Origin of the sequence: Bacillus sp. B19-2, assembly GCF_022832475.1 — a bacterium.
Lineage (GTDB): Bacteria > Bacillota > Bacilli > Bacillales > Bacillaceae > Bacillus > Bacillus paralicheniformis.
In genome coordinates this window covers 876018-897345 of record NZ_JALHKQ010000001.1, presented here as the reverse complement: position 1 = coordinate 897345, position 21328 = coordinate 876018, and the positions used below count along the sequence as shown (strand labels likewise).

Here is a 21328-nt window from a genome sequence, read left to right as displayed (position 1 = left end):
AAATTTTAACAATATTTCATCATTCGAAAAAGACGTTCGGGCCACCGCAATTAAATTTTCGGTTCCTCCCGCAACAGCAATTTGGGAAAATATTAAGAGCAATTGATTTAATGGGGGCGATTTTAGGTGATTAAAGTTAGAGGCTATTGCGGCTTTTTAAAGGGAAGCGCTATATAATCCCGAGAGCTGTCGAAAAGATTGTAAATGGCTCGCCGTTTGACCAAATAGTATTTGTCCTTTTTCAACCCCATCTCTATATAAATCTCAATGTCCTTTATTTTTTGGAGATCAACAGGCTGAGAATTCATATACTTCTACCTAATCATAAACTTTATACAATGGGCTTTTTTAAACGGTGAAGATTGCACCACCTAGGCAAATATACAATTATGTATAGACAAACTTCCAGTCCAAAAATAGTCGAATATAATTCTTTATTATAAATCGTAAGATAAAAAGGAGTGATAGGGCTTGTTTTATGATCAATATCCTGTGAACCCGTTTTCATTCCCATCTTTTCATCGGCCATTTGGAATTGAATCCAGTACCTATGTTCGGAATATGCGAGCATTTAGAGATCTTGACCACCTTCGCAGAAATATTGTTCGTTTATTGAGCAGGATGGGGTATGTATTAGTCAGAATTGGAGTGGATCAATTTAATAATCTAGGAGTTACAGGTCAAAGACCCGGTACAGCTTACCAAGAGCTATGTGAAATCTGGATTTATCATAAACACCTTGAGGGCAGAAGTTACGAGGAAACCGTTCTTGCTGAATGTACTACTGATGAAGAGGCTAAAAGACATGTAGACCAGGTTGTCGCCGCACTACAGGGAATGGTTCGACCTATAGAGCCTTAATTGTTAGAATTTGCTTCATTAAAGTAGAATCAGAATCACATTCAAACCATATATCATTAGGGGAAAAGGGCCGACAAAGTAGAATAGAAAAAGTCCCCCATTTTGTCGGCTTCAATCGAGTGCTGAAACTGTTGAAAAAATGAAGAAAAATACAATGGGCTTTCAGTCTTCAACTATTTTTTTCATTTCACATCAGTAGAATTCTCATTAACCTAATTTGAAACATCAGGTAGCCGCAATTATCACAGCGTCCGCGATGAACATATTGTATCAATTACTGACTCCCATGCTGTTGAGGCAGGATCAATAATTTTAAAATGTTCCACATCTGGAAGCACAATTAATCTAACATTACTTCCTTGTTCGGTTGCCTTGAAATAGTAGTCTTTGCTTAACTTTATTGGAACATGACGATCCAACACTCCATGAATTAAAACATGGTCGATTTTTATCGGCAGCAACTCAATTGGAGAAGCAACTTTATAGCGTTCAGCAACCTCATGTGGTGACCCACCCATTAATGCGGATACATGACTTTTCATTCCTTTTTCTTCGTGAAATTCCCTCATTTTTATTAAGTCTGTTACTCCAGCTAAACTTATTACTTTGTTGATAGACACAAACAGCTTATTAAACATTTGATCTGATTTTGCTTCAGTTCGAGAAGCTAGCCAAAGTGCTAAATGCGCTCCTGCCGAATGACCAATAACAATTACACTTGACAGGTCTAAATCATAAGGTTCCATTAACTGTGACAGATGATTTATAGCATCAATTACATCGTTAAATGTCCCTTTCCAACCTCCTCCTTCTTCCCCTACTCTGCGGTACTCAATGTTCCAAGTGGCATATCCCCTACTAGTTAAATCCTCAGCAATAGGATTATTTTCTTCTAAGCCATATCTCGACTGCCAAAACCCCCCGTGAATCATAACAACTACTGGGCAGGGCTCTTTCCTTTCAGGCATCCGTAATACACCAAATTGCGAGTGATGTTGCCCATAAGATATTTTAACTTTATTAGACATCATTCCCCTCCCCCTTTACGTGAGGCATCTGCAAAAGATCCGAAAGCACCCCATCCGATCGATGCGAAATCGAGCCGGGCTATAGCTGTTTCAGGTGCTTTGATATTTCTTGGACCGCTTCGTAGTCTTAGTCAATAGAAAATTTCCCCCTATTAGAAAAAGAATCGATGAATAAATCCTGTCTCTCTGGTGAAAATGAATCATTTTATTCACGCTGATAAGCCTAAATCAAAATTCCCCTTCCGAAAAACTTATAAAAAAGGAAAAAGATTGTCAAAAAATGATCCGTTCTGTAAAATAAACAATATGAAGAAAAAGAAAAGGCTACATACTAATTTTCCAGAAAATTTTAAATAGACAAAAGAAAGGATGTAAAGGTCATTGGAAGTTAAACTCGCATCTGAAAAAGTTGCAAAGATGCTTAATCAATGGTACGGGATGATTAAACGCCATCAAATCACAGAAGCCATAGCTTTAAAAGAAGAAATTCAAAGTCTCATCAAACACATGAGTGAAGATCAAAACCTGCTGCTCTACTTTAATTTGTTAGACTTTAGATATAAGTTGATGACTGAAGAAATTGAGGAATCCAATAAGCTTTATCAAAGTATAAAAACGATCGGAGCGGAAAATACAGATAATATGATTGTCTATTATTCTTTGTTTTTTTCAGGAGTTTATGAATTCTATAAAAAAGATTACGTTGAAGCCATCAACTTCTATCAGCTTGCCGAAGCCAAACTCCGCAATATACCCGACCAGATTGAGCATGCAGAATTTCATTATAAGATTGCCGAAGCTTACTACCAGATAGATCAACACCTTATTTCAATAAGCCACGCCCAAAAGGCAAGAAGCATTTTCCAAGAACACCCAGATTATAAACTTAGATCTGTTCAATGTGAGATGACCCTTGGCGCTAATTTATATGACATGTACAGGTTTAGTGCAGCAGAAGAGCATTACCAAAAAGCGTTGAATGAAGCAAAAAGCGCAAAATACTATAGATTGGTTGGCATATTATATCATAACCTTGGATTAATTTATGACAAGAAAAATATTTCCGGGTTAGCTGAAGAATATTTTAAAAAAGCGATCGAGATCACAGAACATATTGAGTCAATAAATGGAGTCCGGACCCTTTATATGATGGCAAGCCTGTTGTATAGAAATGACAGAACAAAAGAAGCAAGAAGCTGGTATGAGAAAGGGCTTGAACATGCAGATTCAACAGACGAAGATGAATACCAAGCAAAATTAAGATTAATTCACTCTTTATATGACCATCATAATGATGCTGCAGTGAACGAATCATTACAATACCTCGAACAAAAAAATTTATGGCCAGATATTTCAGAACTTGAAGAACAAATTGCAGAATATTATTTAAAACAAGGAAATTTATCCAAGGCTGTTGAATATTTAAAAAGAGCATTAAAAGCAAAAAATCAAATTTTGAAAGTAACGGAGGCGTTAGCATGAAAAAATTAAGTATCATCGGCGTATTAAGCATCCTTACACTCACTTTTGCTTTTGGCACTTTTGAAAAAGCGAGTAACTTTGGGCAAGAACAAGGGTTTCATGTTGCCGAAAAAGCAATCACCGGCTAAAAAATTAAATCAGTGTTTCAGATTAATGACTGAAGCGGACTCCTAAAGAGTCTGCTTTTTTGTTCTTAACAGCCCTCAGATAAAACCCGAGAGCTGTCGTGAGATTGTAAATTGACCCGCCGTTTTATTTGATAGTATTTTTCCTTTTAAGGCAACCTCGATATCAATCTCAAGGAGCCTTTTAATCATTCACATTGCTTTTCATTAACCATTCTACTTCCGTTAATTCTTGTTTTTGAACGTCTTTTGTGTGTTTTTTTGTGAAATGGGCTTTAACAGCTTCTTCGTTTTCCCAAATCTCCCAGAGCATAATTTTGCGTTCTGATGGCTCAAGGGGGTACGCATGGAATTGTATGCACCCTTCTTCTTTGTTCGTTTCTTCCTCAAGTTTTTTGAATTCCTTCATTATTTCATTGAGGTCTTTATCACTGATAATTTTTAAGCATGCCGTTATGTAATGCATCCAAATTCCCCCTTCAAATCATTTCATAGCTTTTCATTATAACATTTTCTCAAAAAATGAAAACAACTACGAAGCTTGTCTAATGGCTGTCCTATAGGTTTCCACTTAAAAGAGGCTTTATCTTCCCTATCTTGAGAATAACCGGACGATATACGTGCTGCTTCCTAATCTTCTTACAAACGGCAAGATTTAAAGCAGCCCTGCTAAAAGCGGTCAAAATGTGGTCAATAAAATGAAAATCGCTCACAGCCGTTGATAGATCAAGGATTGTGAGCGATTAGTAATTACATGACCCGCTTAAACATCTTCTCCATCTCATACGTCGAGTAGTGAATGATGATCGGGCGGCCGTGCGGGCATGTGAATGGGTCGGATGTTCTGCGCAGCTCATCGAGCAGGGCGGTGATTTCGTCGTCCCGCAGATGATGGTTGGCTTTGATGGAGCCTTTGCAGCTCATCATGATTGCGGCTTCTTCGCGCAGTTTTTTGATGTCGATCGTGCGGTCATCAAGGACTTGTTGAATGATGTCTTCAATGATCATCGTTTCTTCCCCTTTTGGAAACCAAGTCGGGTGGCATCGGACGATATAGCTGCCGGCGCCAAACGATTCGAGAAAGACGCCGACTTTGGCTAAATCGTCCAAGTGCTGGTCGATCGTCAGCGCTTCATTTTTTGAATAATGGAATGTCAGCGGTACAAGCAGGTCCTGGACTTCCGGTTCGACTTCTCCGACTTTTTCACGGAAATACTCGTATTTGATCCGCTCCTGTGCAGCGTGCTGATCGATGATGTACAGCCCGTTTTCATTTTGGGCGAGAATGTAGGTGCCGTGCATTTGGCCGATCGGATACATGATCGGCACCCTTTCTTTTGGCGTCTCTTCGTCATGGACGCTTTCGCCTGCCTGTTCCGGCTCGGCTTGTACGGCCGGTTCGGCTTCCGGCGTATACTCTTCAGCTCCGGGCCATTCAGACTCGGTCTCTTGCATAATGCTTTCTTCACGCTCTGCAGGAGCGGAAGGAGGCGGGTCTTTGACAACCGAGCTTAATTTCATCGCCGAAAACGAAGGCTCCGGCTTATATTCTCTTTCAACATCAGGACCAGAAAGAGGTGCCGGCTCTCGCACCTGGTCGAAATCAAGCTTTTGCTGCTCCGGTTTATTGATCAGAGGTGCGGTTTTTTTCGGAACTTGCACGCTTGGAATGAGCTGCTGTTGTTTAAAGACGTCTTTGATGGCGTCGCGAATCAGTTCGTGAAGTTCCGTCTCTTTGCTCAGCCTGACCTCCAGCTTTGACGGATGCACGTTGACATCCACAAGCAGCGGGTCCATGTTGATTTCAATAAACGTGATCGGATGGCGGCCGATCGGAAGAAGCGTATGGTAACCCTCGTGGATCGCTTTCACGAGCGGAAAGTTTTTAATGTATCTGCCGTTGACGACAGATGACATGTAATTTCGCGATGCGCGCGTAATTTCAGGAAGGGCGATATAGCCTTTCACTTCAAAATCAAGAGATCTCGCTTCAAGCGGGAGCATTTTTTTGGCAACCGCCGTGCCGTAAATCGCCGCAAGCACATGGCGGACATCGCCGTTTCCGTTTGTCTGCAGAAGCGTTTTCCCTTGATGACGCAGCCTGATCGAAACTTCCGGGTGGGCAAGGGCGATTCTGTTGACCACATCTGTAATGTTGCCAAGCTCCGTATGGATCGTTTTCATGTATTTCAGCCTTGCCGGCGTATTGAAAAACAGATTGGTAACTGTAATTTCGGTTCCTCTGCGGCTTGACGCTTTTTGCTCGGAAATGATTCTTCCCCCCTGAAGCGTCAAATGGGTGCCTGCTCCTTCTCCGGTGCTCGTTTTAATGCTTAAGTGTGAGACAGACGCGATACTTGGCAAAGCTTCTCCGCGAAATCCGAGCGTTCTGACGCGAAACAGGTCGTTTTCGTCTTTAATTTTGCTTGTGGCATGACGCAAAAAAGCTGTTCTGCAGTCTTCTGCATCCATCCCTTCGCCGTCGTCAAGCACTTTAATCGAGGCGAGACCCGCTTCTTCAACATCGATTTCTATCACGGAGCTGTTCGCATCGATGGCATTTTCGACAAGCTCTTTGACGACCGACGCAGGCCTTTCCACTACTTCACCCGCCGCGATTTTATTTGATAAATCGTCTGGCAGCTGAACAATTTTTGCCAAGTTGGGTCACCTCTTTATTACTTTAGTTTTTTTTGCAGCCTGTACAGTTCATTCATGACTTGTATAGGCGTCATATCGAGCAGATCCATCGTTTTAAATTCGGCTAAAACAGCCTGCTCTTTTTTGGAGAGCTTCGTCTCTTTTTCTTTCGGCTTGTCCGTTTCAAAAAATGACAGCTGGGCCGGTTGATCTGCAACAGTTGCCGCGACTTCTTCCGCCGCCTCTTTTACCGTATTCGGAGCCGTTGATGGAGCCGCTTCTTTGGCGCCGGATTCAAGTTCTTTCAGGATCGTTTTCGCCCTGCGGATCAAACCGTCGGGCAATTCGGCCAGCTGCGCGACATGGATACCGTAGCTTTTATCTGCTGCGCCTTCTTTTATCTGGTGAAGGAAAACGACCTTTCCTTCGTATTCTTCCGCACGAACGTGAACATTCTTCAAGTCGGCAAGCTTTTCTTCAAGGGACGTCAGCTCGTGATAGTGTGTGGAAAATAAAGTCTTCGCGCCGATGTGCTCGTGAACGTACTCGATGATCGCCTGCGCCAGCGCCATTCCGTCGTAAGTGGACGTACCCCGGCCGATTTCGTCAAATAGAATCAAGCTGTTTTTCGTCGCATGAACGATCGCATTTTTGGCTTCAAGCATTTCCACCATAAACGTACTCTGTCCGGATATAAGATCATCCGCAGCGCCGATTCTTGTAAAAATCTGATCAAAGATCGGCAGCACCGCTTTTTTGGCAGGAACAAAACATCCGATCTGCGCCAAAATGGAGATCAGCGCCATCTGTCTCATATACGTGCTTTTTCCTGACATATTCGGCCCGGTGATTAAAAGCATTTGTCTGCCTTTGCCCATTTCGCAGCTGTTCGGAACGTAAGACTGGCTGTCCATCACCTTTTCTACGACCGGATGCCGTCCGTCGATCACCTGAACGACGTCCTCGGAAAACTCCGGTTTAACATAGTGGCGGTTTTCGCTGATCGTCGCAAAACATTGGAGCACATCAAGCTCGCTCATCATTTTTGCCAGCTGCTGCAGGCGCGGGATAAATTCCTTCACCTTGCTGCGAAGCTCGGAAAACAGCTCATACTCCAGCTCGCAAATATTGTTTTCCGCTTCGAGAATCAGCGCTTCTTTTTCTTTCAGCTCCGGCGTGATGTAGCGTTCTGCATTGGTCAGCGTCTGCTTTCGTTCATAGCGGCCTTCTTCAAGCAGATGGATGTTGGCTTTCGTCACTTCAATATAATAGCCGAACACCTTGTTAAAGCCGACTTTTAAAGAGCGGATTCCCGTGTACTCGCGTTCTTGCTGCTCAAGCCTTGCGATCCAGTCCTTTCCGTTCTTGCTTGCGTCCCTGTATTCATCCAGCTTCGCGTGATAGCCGTCTTTGATCAAGTTCCCCTCTTTTAATGAAAGAGGCGGATTCTCGTATAGCGCATCTTCCAAAAGATTCAAAAGATCGCCGCACGGATCGATTTTCCCGGCGCGCGCTTTTGCTTTCGGATGGTCGAGGGAGCCGACAAGCTGTTTGATGGCCGGCACTTGTTTCAACGATTCTTTCAGCTGGATCAAATCTCGGGCATTGACGTTGCCGTATGCGACCCTTCCGGCGAGCCGCTCGAGATCGTATACTTCCTTCAGCCGTTCGCGCAAATCTTCCCGCTCAAACAAATGGGCGATCAGCGTTTCGACGATTTCCTGGCGCTCTTCAATCTGTCCCTTTCTGATCAGCGGCCTGTCGATCCATTGCTTTAACAGGCGCCCTCCCATTGCCGTTTTCGTTTCATCCAAAAGCCAAAGAAGCGAGCCTTTTTTGTTTTTCGAACGGATCGTTTCCGTCAGCTCAAGATTGCGTTTCGAATACAAATCGATTTTCATCGCTTCTTCGAGCTCGTAAGCCTGAACGTTTTGAAGGTGGTCAAGGCTTCTTTTCTGCGTCCGCTTCAAGTAGACGTAAAGCCTCATGAACGTATCGACAAGCTCTTTGGACGCCAGTCCGTTCACAATGTCAGGCCATTCATCTGCTTGTTCATCCTCGAAAGAGATCGTAGCGCCGCAGCGCTCTTTCAGCAATGTGACATCTTTCTCGTCAAAGTTGCGGCTGACGACGATTTCCCTTGCTCCGACAGAGTAAATCTCGGAAACGACATCATCAAGCCTTTCGATAATCGTCACTAAGTTCTCGCCCGTCGTCAAATCAGAAAAAGCGAGCCCGTATGTATGCTGAAATTCACTGACAGAGGCGATAAAGTTGTTTTCATTTTCATGAATTCCTTTTCCGTCCATCACGGTGCCGGGTGTGATCAGCTGCACGACTTCCCTTTTGACGACTCCTTTGGCCGATTTAGGATCCTCCACCTGCTCACAGATCGCGACTTTATAGCCTTTTTTAATGAGTTGTTCGATATACGAAGAGCATGAATGATAAGGAACCCCGCACATCGGGATTCTATCGCTCGATCCTCCGTCTCTGCTCGTCAGCGTGATTTCGAGTTCCTGAGACGCCTTTTTTGCATCTTCAAAAAACATTTCATAAAAGTCTCCAAGACGAAAAAATAAAAAGGCATCCTGATACTCTGCCTTAATCTTTAAATATTGCTGTATCATAGGCGTGTAGCCTGCCATATTTAATCCCTCACTATGTATAAACGTTTCTATTGATTCCAACACTCATTATACCATAAAGATTGATGCTAAAAAAAAGAAACTAGGGCGGTGTTTCCCTAGCTTCCTTTTATTCTTCTGGATCTCCGACCAAAAACTCCGGATTGATGTCCTCAAGTTCTTCATCAAGTTCTTCTTCCCACGCTTCTTCCTCATCGCTTTCCGTCCAATCAGAATTGACTTCAACGACGACCTTCGTCTCGCCGACAACCTCTGATAAAAATTCCCTTTCCGCCTGTACAACCACTTTGTTTCCGTTCGGAGAAATGGTCACTTCAAGGCAGTTCGGCTGCTGAAGCACCTTCGCAATCACTTCGTGTTCATCATCTAAGTAATTTTTGTCGCGATACCGGAGCTTAATGACATCAACATAGGAAACGCGTTCTGTCACAACTTCGGTTTTGGTGTTGTCCGCATATGAATACCAGACGTTGATATCATATGTCCCTTCAATTTCCACGGTTTTTCCGATTTTTTCGGCGTCATACTTATGATTGATAATCCAACCGCCCAAAATACTGGTTGGCTTTTGCGAAGGGGAGATTGTATGAGTGGACTGGGTGAATTTCCGGCCTTTCGCGACCACCGCTTTAGTAATAATTTCCCTGTATTCAGACATTCGGTCATGCCTCCTTGTTTTTCCTCGTATTATCCTATGCTGGGCATTCGTCTAATGTGCGTTCCTTGAGAAATCAAAATAACATTCCCATATAATGAATCTGTTTAAGTGTATGCAGATAAAAGGATAAACTTGACTTAAATCAGAAAAGAAAAAGACAGACCGAAAAACGAATCTTTTCAATAAGCCGTCGCGGCGGGAAATTGTATAAAAAATGGCGCCTAAGGTTGTTGACAACATCCATTTGAAAAAGTTTAGTTTGCTTCATGATGCTGTGTCTACTTTATTCTTAATCTAATAGCATTGCTGCTACCAAGCGTATACTTCAGGCGCTTCCCCTCCGGGTCCAGGGAAGATGTCGCTCAGCTCGCTGAGTATGCCCTCATCCAGACTGATCTCAACAGCTCTGATTGCATTCCGCAGCTGTTCGACGTTTCTCGGCCCTATAATAGGAGCGGTCAACGCCGGATTTGCCAGCACCCATGCCAAAGCGACGTTGGCTTCTTTCTCCCCAAGCTCCTCGCATAGACGAAAATTTTTCGAGCTGTAAGCGGTGTTTTTCAATGAGGTCTTCCCTTTTGGCCTCGCCTGTGTTTCCATAAAAAAAGCTTGTCAATCAAAGCGTTTTTCACGGCTTTGTCGACAAGCTAGGCGCCTTTAAAAGGCGCCGCCAAATTATAGAGAACAGCTCGGTGATGAATTTTTTACTCTTGAACCGGTCTCGCCTTTCAGCAGGTCTCCCCCGGTTGATGTGATGATCTCGTTTGTCACTTGGTTTGATATTGTATGCGCGACGAGCTGCAGAAGGTCGTTGACTTCCATTTGGGAGTCTCTGAACTCTTGAATGATCGGAATCTCGTCAAGCTCTTCCTGAAGCGCGTCAATCTTTGCTTCCGTTTGTTTAAGCGCTTCGTGCTTTTCATAATGTTTAAAGTTGACGGCTTGCTTTTGCAGGGCTTTGATTTGGTTGATAATGCCCGTTATTTTGGCATTCTCATTAATCTGTGCCTCCGCTTTTTTGAAAAAGTCGACTTCTTCCGTTTCGGCAATCATTTTTGCGAGTTCCCGCGCTTTTGCAACAATCTCTTTTTTCGTATAAAGCGTCACTTTATTTCACCTCGATTGCTTCTCCTACCATTTCTCCGTCAAGCGACCAAGTTTTCGCCTGGTGGATTTTCACGTTGACAAGCTGGCCGATCGCTTCTTTTGGTCCTTTGAAGTTAACAAGCTTGTTTTTCCGTGTATAGCCGGCAAGGATATCAGGGTTGTTTTTACTTTCACCCTCTACTAACACTTCGACAACCTGCCCCTCATATTCCTTCATTTTCTTCGCGGAAATTTCGTTGACCACTTCATTTAATCGCTGAAGCCGTTCTTTTTTCACGCGCATCGGAACATTGTCTTTCATTTTTGCAGCAGGCGTTCCTTCGCGAGGCGAGTAGATGAACGTATAGGCGCTGTCAAATTCAACTTCTCTGTATAAGGAAAGCGTTTCTTCAAATTGCTCATCTGTTTCGTTCGGGAAGCCGACGATAATGTCTGTTGTTAAAGACGCGTTCGGCATCGCTTTTTTAATTTTGGCGACAAGCTCGAGATAGCGTTCCCGGTCGTATTTGCGCGCCATAAGTTTCAAGACATCCGAGCTTCCGGACTGAACAGGCAGGTGGATGTGATCCAGAAGGTTCCCGCCTTTTGCGAGCACCTCGATCAGATGATCGTCAAAATCACGCGGATGGCTTGTCGTGAAGCGGATTCGCGGAATATTGATTTTGCGGAGCTCATCCATCAAGTGTCCGAGTCCGTATTCCATATCCTCGAAATCTTTGCCGTAAGCGTTGACGTTCTGTCCGAGAAGCGTGATTTCTTTATAGCCTTCAGCCGCAAGTCGTCTCACTTCCTGAATGATTTCTTCGGGACGTCTGCTTCGTTCTTTTCCTCTTGTGTACGGCACGATGCAGTACGTACAGAACTTGTCGCAGCCGTACATGATGTTGACCCAGCCTTTAATTTTGCCGGTGCGGACTTTCGGAAGGTTTTCAATGACATCGCCTTCTTTAGACCACACTTCGATGACCATTTCTTTTGACAGATACGCTTCTGACAAAAGTTCCGGCAAGCGGTGGATATTGTGTGTACCGAAAATCAGATCGACGAACGGATGTTTCTTTAAAATCCGGTTGACGACTGATTCTTCCTGGGACATACATCCGCATACGCCAAGGATCAAATCCGGATTGTCTTTTTTCAAAGCTTTTAAATGGCCGATTTCACCGAATACTTTGTTTTCCGCATTTTCGCGAATGGCGCATGTGTTTAGCAGAATCACATTGGCGTCTTCAGTCGAATCGGTCGGCTCATAGCCGAGGGTCATGAAAATACCGGCCATGACTTCTGTATCATGTTCATTCATCTGGCAGCCGTATGTGCGGATGTAGAACTTCCGTCCTTCTCCCATCCCTTTGTACTGCTCGGAAATTTTAAAATCGCTATGGTATTTAACCTCTTCTTTGCCGCGTTTTTTCGCATCTTTTAAGGAAGGCGGAACATAAACAGCTTCGAAGTACTTGCTGTAATCCTTCTCGGATTTTTTGTCCGATGGATTGACCTGTCCGCTATCAATGCGCTGTTTCTCATTCATGTTTTTGATCTCCTTTCAAACAAAGCTCCACTCTTCAGTATAAAGGTTCTCGGTTGTCAGCACAACCCAGAACCCATCATTGTACACTAACTGAAAATGATTATCAATGGTTATTTGCTTTGTTGAGAAAGAAATCGACGAGTTTAAAGCAGACCCGCTTTTTTGGCGCCGGTTTCAATGATTTCAAGCGCTTTATCGAGCTCTTCTTTCGAATGCTGGGCAGTCATGATCGTTCTGATTCGCGCTTTGCCTTTCGGAACGGTCGGAAATACAATGGCCTGCGCAAATAAACCGAGCTCGAAAAGCGTGTTTGAAAAGCGGCATGCTTCGGCTTCATCACCGATCAAAATCGGCGTGATCGGCGTTTCGCTCTTAATCAGCGGAAGGCCGATTTTTTCAAGCTCTTTTTTGAAGTACGAAGTATTGTCCCAAAGCTTTTTAATCAATGAAGGTTCCTCCATCAGCACATTGACCGCTTCAATGCATGCCGCAGTGACGGCCGGCGGATGGGAAGTACTGAAGAGAAACGGTCTGCCTTTATGCTTTAAATAGTCGATCAGCACCTTGGAACCGGCCGCATAGCCTCCTAAAACACCGATCGCCTTGCTGAGCGTGCCGACTTGAATGTGAACCTTCCCGTCCAGCCCGAAATGGTGAACCGTTCCGCGCCCGTTCTCGCCGAGAACGCCGGACGCGTGCGCATCGTCGACCATGACAAAAGCGTCATACTGTTCAGCGAGCCGGACGATTTCGGGAAGCGGCGCGATGTCTCCGTCCATCGAAAACACGCCGTCTGTAACGATAAGCCGCATTCTGTAATTCATTGATTTTTTCAAAATCTTTTCTAAATCTTCCATATCCGCATGCTGATATACTTTTTTGCCCGCTTTGGTAAGTCTGATGCCGTCAATGATGGAAGCATGGTTTAATTCGTCTGAGATGACGATATCATCTTTGGTGAGGATGCTTGAAAGAATGCCTTGATTTGCAGTGAAACCGGACTGGAATACGAGTGCAGCTTCAGTGTTTTTAAATGAAGCGAGCTTCTGTTCAAGCTCATCATGCATGGTGAATGTGCCGGCTATTGTCCGAACCGATCCCGTTCCAGCACCGTACCGTTTGACCGCCTCTTCGGCCGCTTTTTGAAGACGCGGATGAGACGTCAACCCGAGATAGTTATTGGATGAAAGCTGAATGATGTCTTTTCCTTTCATTTTGACAGTTGATCCTTGCAGCGATTCGATGATCGGCAGTTCCTGAAAAGTTCCGTTTTCTTTCATTGTATCAAGCTCGGAAGCTAAAAAATTGAATTCTTTCATATTAATCTCTCCTTTCACGGTATCAATACGACTTTTCCGCATTGCCCTTTTCTCATCAGTTCAAAGCCTTTTTCAAACTCTTCCATCGGGAAACGGTGGGTGATGACAGGCTTGATTTGAATCGTACCGGACTGGAGAAGACCGCTGACCTGCCTCCACGTTTCAAACATTTTGCGGCCGGTAATTCCCTGAACCGTCAGTCCTTTAAAGACGATATCATTTGTCATGTCGATGCATACGGGATGCTCAGGCAGACTTAAGACATGAACCCGCCCTCCGTTCGCAGCCATTTTTAAACTTTGGCGGATGGCCGTCGGATGGCCTGACATTTCGCAAACCAAGTCCGCTCCTTCACCGCCAGTTAAAGCGCTTACATTTTTGAGCGGATCTTCTTTTTCAACGGAGATGATATCGGTTGCCCCCATTTGCAATGCAAGGTCGAGCCTGTATTCGTTTTTATCGATGGCGATCACCTGTGATGCGCCTGACGCTTTTGCAACTGCCACGGCCATCAATCCGATCGGTCCGCAGCCGACGACAGCGACTTTCACTCCGGCCGTCATTCCCGTCAGAACCGTATGCACGGCATTTCCGAGCGGTTCTTGAATAGAAGCGAGATCCTCAGGCATGCCGGCCGGGTTTTTCCAAATGTTTGCGGCAGGCACTTTGACATATTCGGCAAAACAGCCGTCTGTATCGACACCGAGAATCAGCGTTTTTCTGCAGACATGCTCTTTTCCGGTCAAACACGGCAGGCACTTTCCACAAACGATGTGCGTTTCTGCCGAAACATACTCCCCTTCTTGTACCGCAGTCACATTTTCCCCCACTAGAACAACCTCGCCGGAAAATTCGTGGCCAAACACATAAGGCGGTTTCACCCTGCTTTTCGCCCATTCATCCCAATTATAAATATGGACATCGGTTCCGCAAATCGATGCGGCTTTGACTTTGATCAGCACCTCGTGTTTGTCGATCTTCGGTATCGGGACGAGCTCGAAGCTGGCGCCCGGCTCCCCCGGCTTCTTGATAAGCGCTTTCATATTTCCGTCCAAGATGAACAGACCCCCTTTGCAAAATCGCTTTACAAAAGGATTGTAGCACGATAATTCATATTGGTAAACACCTGTGTCTTTCTGATAAAAACAGATGAACACCCTCTGAAAAATGCATGATATTTTTTTAAAATGGGATGCGGCTGAAGAAATTTTGAAAGAGAAATCCGTCGACTTGACTTGGTGTATATGAGCGCTGCAGCGCTTCGATCAGATTCCCGTAATCTTTGTGGGCTTCCAGACCCGGAATGACCCGGTCGATGCCGTCAAAATCAGATCCGAATCCGATATGCCGCTCGCCTCCCAAAGAGCAGACATGGTCAATATGCGAGAGGATATCTTTGATCACAGGCGTTTTTCCGTTTCTCACGAATTCAGGGACAAATGTCAAGCCGATGACGCCGTTCTTTTCAATAAGCGCTTTGATTTGATCGTCTTTTAAATTTCTCGGATGAGGGCAAAGGCTGTGCGCATTCGAATGAGAGGCGATCGGATACGCCGCCGTTTCAACCGCATCCCAAAAGCTTTTCTCGGATAAATGGGAGAGATCGGTCCATGCCCGGTTTTTGTTCGCCTTGCGAATCAGCCTTTCCCCGTATGAAGTCAAACCTGCGTTTCTTTCTTCTAAAGCGCCGTCTGCGAACGTATTGGCCCAGTTCCACGTCAGGCCGAAACTTCTGACTCCGAGCTGAAAAAAGATGTCAAACAGCCTTAAGTTTTTTGAGATCGGCTCACAGCCTTCCATCGTTAGAATGATGCCGGTTTCATCGCTTTTGAGTTTGTCGATATCGGCTTTATGTTTGATCAGTTTGATCCGCTTGTACTTTGCAATTTTTTCGTGAAACAGCCGGATCTGGACGAGCGCCATTTCAAGCCTTATTGTATCAGGTACAGTTTCGGGCAGAAAAATCGCCAGACACTGCACTTTCGCCTTTCCGTTTAACAGCGCCTGAACCGGCGTTTGCAGCGACGGGTCGCTGTATTCATTAAGCTTCGGATTTTTCCAAAGCTTTAGCAGCAAATCAGAATGGGCATCAAAAATTTTCACGTTCATCCTCTCCCGGCTGCATTTTTCAAAAACGGTCAAACCAAAAACAACCCGCTTACGTGAAAGTAAGCAGGTTGAAGCATTTGAAAAAGAGTGATTTTTCTATCAGCGAGGCTCTACGATTAGCTTAATCGCTGTTCGTTCTTCACCGTCAATTTGAATGTCCGTAAACGCCGGAATGCAAATCAGATCGACACCGCTCGGCGCTACAAATCCCCGTGCAATCGCTACCGCTTTAACAGCCTGATTTAATGCTCCGGCTCCGATTGCTTGAATTTCTGCAGCGCCTCGTTCCCTCAAGACTCCTGCGAGCGCACCTGCGACCGAGTTTGGATTTGATTTTGCTGAAACCTTTAATATTTCCATTCCTGCTCCCCCTTAAGTTTACAATGGATAAGTGAGTGTTCATTAGAACAATCATTATTAGATGTTGCTATTTTCAAAGCCATCCCCTTTTAATTGCTTTTCAAAAATAGCAGGGTACCTTCCATTTTTACTATATTCACTATAGGACCGGGATATTCCTGCTTTCCTTTTAATATTTTTCTAAAATGATTTTCAGTTCAGTTATTCAAAAAACATGTGGTCATCATTAATTAATATCCGGTCAATTTTAACGGCTTTCTTGCTCTGTTCGTCGATGTCAATGACAACTCCGCTCAGTGTTGTGCGGCCTTCGGCAATTTCAAAACGGACGGGCAGGCTCGTTTTAAAACGCTTGATAATCGTCTCGCGGTCGACGCCGAGAATCCCGTCGTAAGGCCCTGTCATCCCCACGTCTGTTATATATGCCGTGCCTTTCGGAAGAATGCGGTTGTCGGCTGTCTGAACATGCGTGTGCGTTCCGACAACCGCTGACACGCGGCCGTCCGTATACCAGCCGATCGCCTGCTTTTCGCTTGTCGCTTCGGCATGAAAATCGATAAAGATGAACGGTGTTCTTTTTGACGCTTCTTCTATTAATTCATCAGCTTTTCGAAAAGGGCAATCGATCGCAGGCAGAAATGTGCGGCCTTGCAAATTGATCACAGCCAGTTCCTTCGAACCGTTTGTTTTTATGTATGTGATGCCTTTTCCAGGCGTGCCTTCGGGAAAATTGGCGGGTCTGACGATCTGTGGCGCGTCATCAATAAAATCAAATATTTCCCTTTTATCCCATGTGTGGTTTCCCATTGTGAGAACGTCGGCTCCCGCTTGAATGAGCTGGTGGTATATTTTTTCGGTAATGCCTTTTCCGTGTGCCGCGTTTTCTCCGTTGACGATGACGGCGTTCGGTTTATATTTCAGCTTCAGCTTCGGCAAATAGGTTATGATCATGTCTCTGCCGGGCGAACCGACAACATCTCCAATAAATAAAATTCTCATAATTTGACCCTTTCTTTTTTAAAATAGGTTTTAATCATAGTGTTACACAAGGAAACAAAAAAATAAAGTGGCGCATTCGCACCACTTTATTTTGCGTATTCAACGGCTCTCGTTTCCCTGATTACGGTTACTTTGATGTGTCCAGGGTAGTCAAGCTCGTCCTCGATTCGTTTTCGAATATCACGCGCCAAACGATGGGCTTCAAGATCGTTGATTGAGTCAGGTTTGACCATGATCCGCACCTCTCGTCCCGCTTGTATCGCGAATGATTTTTCAACACCTTCGTACGATTCAGAGATTTCTTCCAGCTTTTCAAGCCTGCGAATATAGTTTTCGAGCGTTTCGCTTCTTGCGCCAGGTCTTGCGGCGGACAGCGCATCGGCTGCGGCCACGAGCACGGCGATGATGGAAGTCGGCTCCTGATCTCCGTGGTGAGATGCGATACTGTTGATGACAACTGGATGCTCTTTATACTTGGTGGCCAGTTCTACACCGATTTCAACGTGGCTTCCTTCCACCTCATGGTCAATCGCTTTCCCGATATCATGAAGAAGTCCTGCTCTTTTTGCGAGCGTCACGTCTTCTCCGAGCTCTGAAGCCATCAAGCCTGTCAGAAACGCCACTTCCATTGAATGTTTCAGTACATTCTGTCCGTAGCTCGTTCTGAACTTCAAGCGGCCGAGGATTTTGATTAAATCGGGATGAAGACCGTGAACTCCAACTTCAAATGTCGTCTGTTCACCCATTTCGCGAATGTAATCATCCACTTCACGGCGGGATTTCTCAACCATTTCTTCGATTCTGGCAGGATGAATGCGGCCATCCTGAACGAGTTTATCAAGAGCGATCCTGGCTGTTTCACGCCTGATCGGATCAAATCCTGAAAGGATAACGGCTTCCGGCGTATCGTCGATGATCAGATCGATCCCCGTCAATGTTTCCAATGTACGGATATTACGTCCTTCACGTCCGATAATGCGGCCTTTCATCTCATCATTTGGAAGGTTGACAACCGAAACCGTTGTCTCGGCCACATGATCTGCCGCACAGCGCTGTAAAGCCAATGAAAGAATATTTTTCGCTTTTTTATCAGCCTCTTCTTTCGCTCGATTTTCACTTTCTTTCGTCATGATCGCGATGTCATGGGAAAGCTCGTTTTCAACCCGTTCCAGAATGATTTGCTTCGCTTCATCTCGCGTCAGACTTGAAATACGCTCCAACTCTGACTGCTGCATACGAATCATTTCATCCACTTTGCTTTCCATCTCTTCAATATGTTGTTGTCGTTCATTCAGAGAATGATCTTTCTTCTCCAACATCGCTTCCCGTTTATCTAATGATTCATCTTTTCGGTCAAGGTTCTCTTCCTTTTGAAGTAAACGGTTTTCTTGTTTTTGAAGCTCATTTCGTCTTTCACGAACTTCTTGTTCAGCTTCTATCCGAAGCGTATGAATCTCGTCCTTTGCTTCAAGAAGGGCTTCTTTTTTCAACGCTTCAGCATCCCGCTTTGCGTCTCCAAGAATTTGTTCGGCTGCATTTCGCGCACCTGAAATTTTTGCTTCGGCAATGATTTTACGAACATAGTAGCCAACAACTAAACAGAATAGGCTCAGCAAAATGGAGATGAGAATTGCTAAAGGATTCATAACTTTCACCTCCTCTTGCTATGAACTTGTCTTGCTAAAAGTAAGTGTCGGCATGTACATTGTACTTCTTCTCAACATACAGAACCTTCACAGGGAGTGAAGCGGCTTCACAGCCCTTGTCAAGTTTAAATGTTTATCAATCATGTTAAGAAAAACAAGTGATACAATTTCATTGTAATTGTGTGGGAAATACTTGTCAAGCTTACGGTCTTAACGTTTCTGGATTAAACGCCTTTTCAAACCGCCCGGATGAAGGAGATGGATAAAGGAGCTGCGTCTGAATGCGCAAATGAAAGGAAAAGGCTGCCGATCGGGCCGGCAGCCTTTCACATGTTTCATGATTAAAATTCGAGTTCTTCCTGAGCTTGGGCATCGTCTTCCTGCGCAGGAGCAACGCCCCCGGTGTCCAAACCGTAGTGCTCCCGGATCTGCTCTTGAATCATCAAAAGGATGTCCTTGTTTTCTTTCAGGAACTGTTTGGCGTTTTCACGGCCTTGTCCAAGACGTTCCTCCTGATAAGAGTACCATGCACCGCTCTTCTGAACGATGTCAAGCTCTGTTCCGAGGTCGATGATTTCCCCTTCTTTTGAAATCCCTTCCCCGTACATAATGTCCACTTCGGCCGTCCGGAACGGAGGTGCCACTTTGTTTTTCACGACTTTGATTTTCGTCTTGTTCCCCATGACATCGTTGCCTTGTTTCAGCTGCTCTGCGCGGCGCACTTCAAGGCGGACAGAAGAGTAGAATTTCAGCGCTCTTCCGCCTGGTGTCGTCTCAGGATTTCCAAACATGACACCGACTTTTTCACGAATCTGGTTAATAAAGATCGCGATGGTCTTTGATTTATTGATTGCTCCGGAAAGCTTACGAAGCGCCTGAGACATCAGTCTGGCCTGCAAACCAACGTGGGAATCCCCCATGTCTCCTTCGATTTCGGCTTTCGGCACAAGCGCTGCTACTGAGTCGATGACAACGATATCCACCGCTCCGCTTCTGACAAGAGCTTCGGCAATTTCGAGTGCCTGCTCGCCCGTATCAGGCTGTGACAGCAAAAGCTCATCAATGTCGACGCCCAGCTTTTGTGCATAGACGGGGTCGAGCGCGTGTTCGGCGTCGATGAACGCCGCCTGTCCGCCCTGCTGCTGAACTTCGGCAATCGCATGAAGCGCCACCGTCGTTTTACCGGAGCTTTCAGGCCCGTATACTTCAATAATCCGGCCGCGCGGGTATCCGCCCACTCCAAGAGCCGTGTCGAGCGCTAAAGAACCGCTCGGAACTGTTGAAATTCTCGTTTCAGTTTGTTCGCCGAGTTTCATAATCGAACCTTTACCAAACTGCTTTTCTATTTGTTTAAGCGCCATATCTAAGGCTGCCTGACGATCACTCATTCTATTTTCCTCCTTTATCACTTCCGCTATATCTACTATACCTTGTTTGCACGGATTTGCCAAGAAAAAAGCGAACGCATATTCGATTTTTTTAAGAGGAAAAAATCGATCTCCTAAAATGGAATGACCTTTTTCATAATAAAGATATTCCGAAAATCCGGTTTCCGCTTATTTTTCCATCATTTTCAGCAACAGATGGCAGCCGTATTTGGCAGAACGCTTTCGCACCCCAGACCTCGATCCGGCGAACTGAAATTCGAACGCTTCTTCAGCCTGGTCCTTCACGGAGATGCCGATAAACACCTTTCCTGCCGGATGGCCTTCTTGCGTATTCGGCCCGGCTACTCCGGTAAAGCTGATGCCGATATCGCTTCCTGTTTTGACTCTGATGCCTGCGGCGAGCTCTTTTGCGCATTGCGCGCTGACCGCACCGTAGCGCTGCAGCGTGTCTTCGGCAACGCCGGCCGCTGACACTTTCAATTCGTTTGTGTAGCAGACGGCGCCGCCTTTAAAATATTCCGAAGCGCCGCTCATTTCCGTCAGCCAGGTGGAAAAAAGCCCGCCTGTAAAGCTTTCCGCAGCGGCCAGGGTCATTCCCTTGCTCTTGCATGCTTTCGCAAGCTCTTCTGCAAGAGATGTATCATCATATCCGTAAAAGAACGCTCCGACCCGCTCCAGGATGAGGTCTTCCGTTTCTTTTAACAAGCGGTTTGTCTCCGCCGGATCCGCATGCTTTGCCGTGAGCCTGAGCGTGACTTCCCCGTCTGCCGCAAGCGGGGCGATTGTCGGATTAGTCTGCGCATCGATGAGATCTTCCAAATCGGTTTCAAGCTGGGATTCTCCGATGCCGAAGAACCGCAGTACCCTTGACACGATCTTTTCCTTCGAGCCGAGCTTTTCCACAAGCAGCGGTTTCGCTTCGTTTTCAAACATCGGCTCCAGCTCTTTCGGAGGTCCCGGCAGGAGCATATAAAAGCGCGATTCATGCTCAAGCAGCATTCCCGGCGCCATCCCGAAGCGGTTCGGCAGAACATCGGATCCTTCGAGGATCAGCGCCTGTTTGCGGTTGTTCGGCGACATCTCCCGGTTCGTTTTTTTGAAGTAATCCTGAATCGATTCGAAGGCTTCATCGTCGAGCTGAAGAGGGCGCCCGACAACTTCAGCGATCGTTTCTTTTGTCAAATCATCTTTCGTCGGTCCGAGGCCTCCCGAAAAAATGATGAAGTCAGACCTTTGCTGTGCTGTCTGAATCACTTGTTTAAGGCGTTCCGGGTTGTCTCCCACTGCCGTGTGATAAAAGACGTTAATGCCGATTTCGGCTAAATGCCTGCTGATAAACTGAGCATTTGTATTAGCGATTTGTCCGAGCAGAAGCTCAGAACCGACAGCGATAATTTCCGCTTTTCTTTCCAACTTCATTGTTTCCA

At 45.4% G+C, this 21328-nt stretch carries 17 protein-coding genes and 3 pseudogenes; 3 read left to right on the top strand and 17 right to left on the bottom strand.

All coding sequences use genetic code 11. The features are described 5' to 3' along the window. Positions 1-169: 169 nt before the first annotated feature. A pseudogene (locus tag MST20_RS04630) lies at positions 170-284 on the bottom strand (ArpU family transcriptional regulator); the annotation flags it as partial. A gap of 187 nt (positions 285-471) precedes the next feature. Here MST20_RS04630 and MST20_RS04625 point away from each other — a divergent pair. Continuing rightward, the gene (locus MST20_RS04625; protein WP_243940377.1) at positions 472-861 is read left to right on the top strand and encodes a hypothetical protein; all 390 of its coding nucleotides are present in this window, start codon (positions 472-474) and stop codon (positions 859-861) included. Positions 862-1103: 242 nt separating this feature from the next. Here the strand turns inward: MST20_RS04625 and MST20_RS04620 are convergent, their stop codons facing one another. After that, positions 1104-1889: an alpha/beta hydrolase family protein gene (locus MST20_RS04620; protein WP_243940376.1), complete on the bottom strand. Its 786-nt coding sequence runs from the start codon at positions 1887-1889 to the stop codon at positions 1104-1106. Positions 1890-2270: 381 nt separating this feature from the next. Here MST20_RS04620 and MST20_RS04615 point away from each other — a divergent pair, with 381 nt between their 5' ends. Continuing rightward, positions 2271-3371, top strand: a complete 1101-nt coding sequence (locus MST20_RS04615) for a Rap family tetratricopeptide repeat protein (RefSeq protein ID WP_243940373.1) — start codon at positions 2271-2273, stop codon at positions 3369-3371. After that, the gene (locus MST20_RS21150; RefSeq protein ID WP_279599906.1) at positions 3368-3499 is read left to right on the top strand and encodes a hypothetical protein; all 132 of its coding nucleotides are present in this window, start codon (positions 3368-3370) and stop codon (positions 3497-3499) included. The genes MST20_RS04615 and MST20_RS21150 overlap by 4 nt, the downstream gene beginning before the upstream one ends. A gap of 181 nt (positions 3500-3680) precedes the next feature. On the opposite strand, the pseudogene MST20_RS04610 reads toward MST20_RS21150, so the two are convergent. From MST20_RS04610 to MST20_RS04540, 15 genes and pseudogenes are all read right to left on the bottom strand, one after another. After that, positions 3681-3999: pseudogene (locus MST20_RS04610) on the bottom strand (putative quinol monooxygenase). Positions 4000-4246: 247 nt separating this feature from the next. Beyond that, positions 4247-6157: a DNA mismatch repair endonuclease MutL gene (gene mutL, locus MST20_RS04605; protein WP_243940369.1), complete on the bottom strand. Its 1911-nt coding sequence runs from the start codon at positions 6155-6157 to the stop codon at positions 4247-4249. A gap of 17 nt (positions 6158-6174) precedes the next feature. Then, positions 6175-8784, bottom strand: coding sequence for a DNA mismatch repair protein MutS (mutS, locus tag MST20_RS04600; RefSeq protein ID WP_243940367.1), 2610 nt, complete (start codon positions 8782-8784; stop codon positions 6175-6177). A 109-nt stretch (positions 8785-8893) separates the two neighbouring features. Further along, entirely contained in the window at positions 8894-9442 is a 549-nt protein-coding gene (gene cotE / locus MST20_RS04595) for an outer spore coat protein CotE (protein WP_020451464.1), read from the bottom strand. 309 nt (positions 9443-9751) lie between these two features. Continuing rightward, positions 9752-10034: pseudogene (locus MST20_RS04590) on the bottom strand (aldo/keto reductase); the annotation flags it as partial. An 83-nt stretch (positions 10035-10117) separates the two neighbouring features. Continuing rightward, entirely contained in the window at positions 10118-10549 is a 432-nt protein-coding gene (gene ricA, locus MST20_RS04585) for a regulatory iron-sulfur-containing complex subunit RicA (protein ID WP_020451463.1), read from the bottom strand. A 1-nt stretch (position 10550) separates the two neighbouring features. Further along, entirely contained in the window at positions 10551-12080 is a 1530-nt protein-coding gene (gene miaB / locus MST20_RS04580; protein WP_243940365.1) for a tRNA (N6-isopentenyl adenosine(37)-C2)-methylthiotransferase MiaB, read from the bottom strand. Positions 12081-12223: 143 nt separating this feature from the next. After that, positions 12224-13399: a glycine C-acetyltransferase gene (locus MST20_RS04575; protein ID WP_243940363.1), complete on the bottom strand. Its 1176-nt coding sequence runs from the start codon at positions 13397-13399 to the stop codon at positions 12224-12226. 14 nt (positions 13400-13413) lie between these two features. Then, complete coding sequence (tdh, locus tag MST20_RS04570; protein ID WP_243941156.1) at positions 13414-14457, bottom strand: L-threonine 3-dehydrogenase; 1044 nt, start codon at positions 14455-14457, stop codon at positions 13414-13416. Positions 14458-14581: 124 nt separating this feature from the next. Further along, a complete protein-coding gene (locus tag MST20_RS04565) occupies positions 14582-15502 on the bottom strand; it encodes a dipeptidase (RefSeq protein WP_165427003.1) in 921 nt (306 codons plus the stop codon). Positions 15503-15607: 105 nt separating this feature from the next. Then, the gene (spoVS, locus tag MST20_RS04560; protein WP_003181955.1) at positions 15608-15868 is read right to left on the bottom strand and encodes a stage V sporulation protein SpoVS; all 261 of its coding nucleotides are present in this window, start codon (positions 15866-15868) and stop codon (positions 15608-15610) included. Between the two features lie 201 nt (positions 15869-16069). Then, positions 16070-16867, bottom strand: a complete 798-nt coding sequence (locus MST20_RS04555) for a TIGR00282 family metallophosphoesterase (protein WP_243940361.1) — start codon at positions 16865-16867, stop codon at positions 16070-16072. 86 nt (positions 16868-16953) lie between these two features. Then, positions 16954-18513, bottom strand: coding sequence for a ribonuclease Y (gene rny / locus MST20_RS04550; protein ID WP_020451457.1), 1560 nt, complete (start codon positions 18511-18513; stop codon positions 16954-16956). A gap of 341 nt (positions 18514-18854) precedes the next feature. Next, a complete protein-coding gene (recA, locus tag MST20_RS04545; RefSeq protein ID WP_043926427.1) occupies positions 18855-19901 on the bottom strand; it encodes a recombinase RecA in 1047 nt (348 codons plus the stop codon). Positions 19902-20069: 168 nt separating this feature from the next. Beyond that, positions 20070-21320 (bottom strand): competence/damage-inducible protein A, encoded by a 1251-nt coding sequence (locus MST20_RS04540; protein ID WP_243940359.1) that lies wholly within the window; start codon positions 21318-21320, stop codon positions 20070-20072. Positions 21321-21328: the final 8 nt, after the last annotated feature.